Here is a 5261-nt window from a genome sequence, read left to right on the forward strand (position 1 = left end):
GACCATGCGCACCGCGCGACGGCGCAGCTCAAGCGGGTAACGGGAGGGTCGTGCCATGACTCAATCCTTTCACGGAATCGAGTCTCTACCTGACATGGGGCGGTTCACCGGACGCGCTGCCGTGCGGGGAACGGCCCCTGCACCGGGCCGTGGCGTTCGGCTCGCCCGAGGTCGTCGCGGAGCTGGCCGGGCGCGTCGCCGACGTCGACGCCCTGGAGGACGGTACGACCGCGCTGTGGGAGGCGGTGGTCGGGCACCGGCCGGAGATCGCATGCGTCCTCGTCGCCGCGGGAGCCGACCCGTGGCGGCCGGTGTTGGCCGGCTGGTCACCGGGGCGGCTGAGCCTGGCCGGGCCCACACCGGACCTGTTCCCGCTGCCCGAGGGCGAACGGGAGCTCAGCGAGGCGGAGTCCGCGGCGGCGCGGGAAGGCCGGCGGCGCATCGCGGCCCTGGCCGACGTCGGCTACTACGACGGCACGGGACTGGTCTGCGTGGCCGGCATCGACGCGCAGGAGGCCGTACGGCGCCTGGCAGCGGTGCCGCCGGACGCCGGGCTGCTCGCCGAGCTGCTGGACGACCCGTACGGCGTCGACACGGACGACAGCCTGCGCATCGTCGGGGTGACGACCGTACCGGGCGGTTGCGTCGTCACCCAGCCCTGGGGGTACGGGCCGCAGATGCCGAAACATCCCCGCCGCGAGATCATCGACGCGATCCGCTACGTCGTGGACACAGGATGCAAGTGGCGGGCCCTGCCCGCCGACTTCCCGCCCTGGCGCACCGTCTGGGGGTTCATGGCCCGCTGGGCAGCCGCCGGGATCGTCGGCCAGATCCGCGACCACCTCGCCGGGCGGATCCGCCGCGACATGGGGAAAGGCCCCAGAGCGGTCGCCACCGTCATCGACTCCCAGAGCGTGAAAGCCGCTGAAACCGCCTCCAAGGCCACCCGCGGCTACGACGCAGGCAAGAAAATCAACGGCCGCAAGCGCCACATGGTCGTCGACACCTGCGGCCTGCCCCTCATGGTCATGGTCACCCCCGCCGACTTGCACGACGCCGCCGCGGCCAAGGAAGTCCTCTTCCGCCTGCGCCTGCAGGTCGGCCGCCCTTACTGGTCTCGCAGGCCGGGGTGGGTCGATGCACCCCGAGATCACGATCGTGTGGGCCGACTCCGCCTACGCCGGAAAGCTCGTCGACTGGGCGAAACAGCACCTCAACCTCACCATCAAGCCGGTCAGCCGCCCCAAGGACGCCTCCGGCTTCGTCGTGCTGCCCCGCCGCTGGGCCGTCGAGAGGTCGCTCGCGTGGATGATGCACGCCCGCCGCCATGCGAGGGACTACGAACGGCTCAGCCAGCACTCCGAGACGCTGATCACCTGGGCCGCCATCACCCTCATGACCAGGCGTCTCGCACGGAAAGGCTCGACCCCCAGCTGGCCGAGGAAACCTCCGGAGCATTTCACGGTCGACGACAGACAGCCTGTTTGAGGAGCCAGCTCTGTGCTGCCTGCAGGACCTCGTCCCGGTTACGTGCCACCGGGCGTGGGTCATTGACAATCTCCACGTCAGGAGGAATCGGCGCGTCATATGCACGGCCCGTTCGGTCCGCGTCCTTGACTTCCGTGAGGGCCAGCACAGCTCCGTCGGCTAGGTGGTACAGCTTGTTTCCCGTGGGGACGCCGTAGGTCGGCTCGCCGAAGAACCGGGTGCCAGGACGTCCCCGGAAGGCCACCACGACCGCTTCACCCGAACTGCCTGTTCGCTTACCGGTCAGGACCGCGACCGGCGGGGCGCTCTTGGCGAACGGTCGGCCATCGCCCCAACCGACCAACTTGCCGTCTTCGTATGGACTGCCGTGCTTGATCGACCAAACGGACTTGCTGCCATCGACATCCACGAACGCACCGACCGTGCCATCGCCCAGGATCGGACCTACCACCGCAAGCATCGGCCACATGTTGCCCCCGGTGTCCGAGCGCAGATCTACCACCCAGCCGCAGGCTTCGCCTGCGCCGGCCTTCGCCACGGCACTCCGGCCCTGCCGCACGTACTGGTCGTACGCCTCTTGAGACCCCACCACACCAGGCAGGGAAATGTAGCCCACACCGCTTTTCAGAGAACGGCCTGCTAAGCCATCGAAGTTGACCGCGGAGGCTCCGAAACGCTCCTTCGCCTCATCCGGCTGCCAGAACAAACTGTGCCCGTCGCCCAGCGCATACAGAGCCGAGTCGATCGCCCCGTACGTGCCCGCCGTCTTCTGCGCACCACGCGCCTGCGAGAACGCCCTGCTCCGCAAGTCTGACCAGTCAACCTTGTGACGAAGAAGAGAGTGCTTCTCCATGATGTTCAGCGCCTGCGACAGGTAGGTCCGCGCACTGGGCGACATGTCGGTAGCCGCTGGATCGTGCGAACGGCTCGTGCACCCCGTCGCGGCGACCGCTACTCCAACCAGGCCAGCGCAGACCGCCATGCGCAATGAACGTTCCCGCCGCATCCATCCCCCCGAACAGGCTCTCGACTCACGAGCAACCCTAATTGACGATCAGCTACTGACGAAGCACCACAGAGCAGAAACACGCACTGAGATGGATGTCGATGTGCCGGGTGAGGGTCAGCGCGTCCTGGGGGTCGTCGGCCTGGAAGGAGACGCGGCGCAGCAGGCTGACGTCGTCGAGCGTGACGCCCTCGCGGGCGAGGACGAAGACGAGGGTGAGGAAGACGGGAGCGGGCGTTGCCGTCGTCGAAGGGGTGGAAGAAGCAGACGTCGAGATAGGCACGTGCGGCCCGGGCGGTCAGGGGAAGGGGCCTTCCGGCGTCCTGTGCGCTCTGGGCGAGGCAGGCGTCGAGGCGGCCGCGGGTGTCCGCTCCGCCCTCTCAAGGGGAGCCGTTCGTCAGCAGCAGGTGGAAGTTGCGGCCTCGGTGGACAAACGTGGCGGTGTCGGAGCCGCTGCCATCGAAGTACGCCGGCCGCTGCGGCTCCTCACCACTGTAGTAGCCGCTGGAGCCCAGGAAATCGGGGCTGACAGCGGCGAAGGACCACGACGGGCCGTCTGCGCCGAGCAGTTCCCGGGCGAAACCGTGCACCAGTTGCTCGGCGTCCGCCGCCGGGTAGTGGTGGCCGTAGGGGCTGAACGCCTCGCAGAGCATCCAGCGCAGCCGTGCCAGGAAGCCTGCGTGGTCGAGGGGACTGACCGTGGCGCGGAAGCCCTCCCGCAGGAGCGGATACTCCAAGGGCTCACCTTCATACTCGTTCGACAGGTTGTGCCAGTTCCGGCGCGCGTCGGCGGCACGCATCAGCGGCTCGAACAGGTCACTGTGCAGAAAAGCGTGCAGGACGTCCTGGCGGTTCCCGGATACGACGGGTACGTCGCACTCCGCTGTGAGCAGCAGAGTGTTGCTGTTCATCGCATGGTCGACGGCAGAGAGGAACGCATCGACGGCGGGGGGTTCGCGGTCGGGCGGCGGCGCGGTGAAGTTCGGGGAACCCATGGCGGCAGCCTTGCGGACGGTCGGCCGCTACTTCCAGGGCTTTTCCCTCGCATGCCCACCACAACCAGCATCTGCTGCGATGCCTGCTCCGCTGGGCGATGAAGGGCACAGCGGCCGCATTCTGCTGGGGGGCCGCTGGCTCATGGGACGACGGGCTGGGCGGTCACCGGTGCGATGCAAAACTGGCGTGCACCGCTCAGTGTGGTGGTCAGTTTCGGTTGGGTTGCCTGGCTGTCGAGGCGCACGTCGAGGGCGCCGAGGAGTGTGCTGTGGGCCCGCAGGCCCGTGGGCAGCCGTGAGGCGTCGAGACCGTCGCGCCTGGCGATGAGAACGCCGAGCTCGTGACGACTGAGGGCGTGGGGCCCTGCAAGATGATGGATGCCGGACGCATCGCACGAGGCCAGCTCCAGAAGGGCGGCGGCCAGGTCTTCGACGTGCACTGGGCAGCGGATGTCGTCGGTGAACAGGACGCCGTCACGGGTGCCGGCGGCGAGTTCGTGCACGGCGCGCTCATGTACGGAACGCCCGTGGCCGATGATCAGCGACGTGCGGGCGACAACGGCCTCTGGGTGCACGGTGAGAACTCCGGTCTCCGCAGCCGCTTTCGCTGCCCCGTACGGGGTGACGGGGTCAGGGAGGCAGGTCTCGTCGTAGTGGACTTGGGCGCCGGAGAACACTGCATCGCTGGAGACGTGGACCAGGCGGCTTCCGTGCTTCGCCGCGGCCATCGCGAGCCGGATGGGGCCCTCCGCCGTAACTACCCAGTCGGCCTTGTGGCTGGATGCGTTGACGACGAGATGGGGACTCACTTCCGCCATGACGGCGTCCAGGCGTCCCGCGTCCCGCAGATCAAGGCGATGCCACAGGGCCTGGGAGGCGTCGTCAGGCTTGGTCGCGTGGTACGTGGCGGCCGTGGGGTGCCCGGCCACTCTCGCCTGGCGGATCAGCTCGGCCCCCAGGAAGCCGCTGCCGCCGATGATCAAAGTGGTCATGCGCGACACGGTAGACCGGCAATAGGGGGCACCGGCATAGGCCGGGTTCCGTTGATCCACCTATCTGGTGTCCCCGGGCCTGTATCCGGAACGCGGATCCGGCTCGGATTCGTCACGCTGCGTCGAAGTCCGAACGGGGCCGTACCTCCACGATGAAGTCCGGCTCCTCGGTGCTGTCCTCCTCGTCGTACCAGAGGCAGACCCGGACGTACATCGCGTGGTGGAGGCCGATGCTCTCCCGCTCCGCCATCAGCTTCACCGTGATCTCTCCGTTCTGTTCCCTCGCCGCTCACCAAGCCGAGCGGCTGGCTCTGCGCTAACGCCATACCCGGCTGACCAGCGGTAACGCATGCCGCAGGGCCGAATGGCGCCCGCCTGGAGACTTGCCCTTTCTGGTACAGCAGTGCTCGGCGGTGCACCACGTCATCCGAGCTGGTGCACGGCCCAGCCCATTGCGCGTCATGGCTCGCCGTGAAGGCGGTCAGCCGGAGTTCGGATGACCGCCTTCACGGCAGCGTGTCCCATCCAGCCCGGGCCACGACGGCAGATGGGCCGGGGGCTGCCAGGCGTAGCGGACGTCCGGCTCTCGCTCATCGTTGCGCAGCCCGTCCGTTCGCTCGACCTCGACGAAGCCGTGCCCTTCGTAGAAGCGCTGCGCCGCTTTGTTCACCTGGAACGTCCACAGCGCTAGTAGGACTCCGTTAGGTCTGTCTCGCGGTCCTGTTTGGGGGCATGTTGGGGGTGTGGATGCACATGAAGTGAACCGTGCTCGGGCGCAGT

Annotated in this window: 6 protein-coding genes and 3 pseudogenes; 2 read left to right on the forward strand and 7 right to left on the reverse strand. The window is 68.1% G+C overall.

Going from position 1 to position 5261, the window contains the following annotated elements:
* Window positions 1-149: 149 nt before the first annotated feature.
* A pseudogene (locus ACFZDC_RS41790) lies at window positions 150-245 on the forward strand (hypothetical protein); the annotation flags it as partial.
* Between the two features lie 81 nt (window positions 246-326).
* Here ACFZDC_RS41790 and ACFZDC_RS41795 read toward each other — a convergent pair.
* A complete protein-coding gene (locus ACFZDC_RS41795) occupies window positions 327-689 on the reverse strand; it encodes a hypothetical protein (RefSeq protein ID WP_391332330.1) in 363 nt (120 codons plus the stop codon).
* Between ACFZDC_RS41795 and ACFZDC_RS41800 the strand changes: the two are divergent.
* Window positions 678-1449: pseudogene (locus tag ACFZDC_RS41800) on the forward strand (IS5 family transposase); the annotation flags it as partial. The gene ACFZDC_RS41795 and the pseudogene ACFZDC_RS41800 sit on opposite strands and share 12 nt — an antisense overlap.
* Before the next feature lie 10 nt (window positions 1450-1459).
* On the opposite strand, the gene ACFZDC_RS41805 reads toward ACFZDC_RS41800, so the two are convergent.
* The 6 genes and pseudogenes from ACFZDC_RS41805 to ACFZDC_RS41830 form a co-directional block, all read right to left on the reverse strand.
* Complete coding sequence (locus ACFZDC_RS41805) at window positions 1460-2386, reverse strand: S41 family peptidase (RefSeq protein ID WP_391332321.1); 927 nt, start codon at window positions 2384-2386, stop codon at window positions 1460-1462.
* Window positions 2387-2546: 160 nt separating this feature from the next.
* Complete coding sequence (locus tag ACFZDC_RS41810; protein WP_391332322.1) at window positions 2547-2777, reverse strand: hypothetical protein; 231 nt, start codon at window positions 2775-2777, stop codon at window positions 2547-2549.
* 97 nt (window positions 2778-2874) lie between these two features.
* Window positions 2875-3489 (reverse strand): hypothetical protein, encoded by a 615-nt coding sequence (locus ACFZDC_RS41815; protein WP_391332324.1) that lies wholly within the window; start codon window positions 3487-3489, stop codon window positions 2875-2877.
* Between the two features lie 140 nt (window positions 3490-3629).
* Window positions 3630-4481 (reverse strand): sugar nucleotide-binding protein, encoded by an 852-nt coding sequence (locus ACFZDC_RS41820; protein WP_391332326.1) that lies wholly within the window; start codon window positions 4479-4481, stop codon window positions 3630-3632.
* 112 nt (window positions 4482-4593) lie between these two features.
* Window positions 4594-4740 (reverse strand): hypothetical protein, encoded by a 147-nt coding sequence (locus ACFZDC_RS41825; protein ID WP_391332328.1) that lies wholly within the window; start codon window positions 4738-4740, stop codon window positions 4594-4596.
* 222 nt (window positions 4741-4962) lie between these two features.
* Window positions 4963-5190, reverse strand: a pseudogene (locus ACFZDC_RS41830) (hypothetical protein); the annotation flags it as partial.
* Window positions 5191-5261: the final 71 nt, after the last annotated feature.

Source organism: Streptomyces sp. NPDC007905 (assembly GCF_042959345.1).
In the GTDB taxonomy this organism is placed as follows: domain Bacteria; phylum Actinomycetota; class Actinomycetes; order Streptomycetales; family Streptomycetaceae; genus Streptomyces.

Excerpts from the sequence above, each read along its gene's own strand:
- ACFZDC_RS41795 (WP_391332330.1), bottom strand. The coding sequence starts at position 689 with ATGTTTCGGCATCTGCGGCCCGTACCCCCAGGGCTGGGTGACGACGCA.
- ACFZDC_RS41815 (WP_391332324.1), bottom strand. The coding sequence starts at position 3,489 with ATGGGTTCCCCGAACTTCACCGCGCCGCCGCCCGACCGCGAACCCCCC.
- ACFZDC_RS41820 (WP_391332326.1), bottom strand. The coding sequence starts at position 4,481 with ATGACCACTTTGATCATCGGCGGCAGCGGCTTCCTGGGGGCCGAGCTG.
- ACFZDC_RS41805 (WP_391332321.1), bottom strand. The coding sequence starts at position 2,386 with ATGTCGCCCAGTGCGCGGACCTACCTGTCGCAGGCGCTGAACATCATG.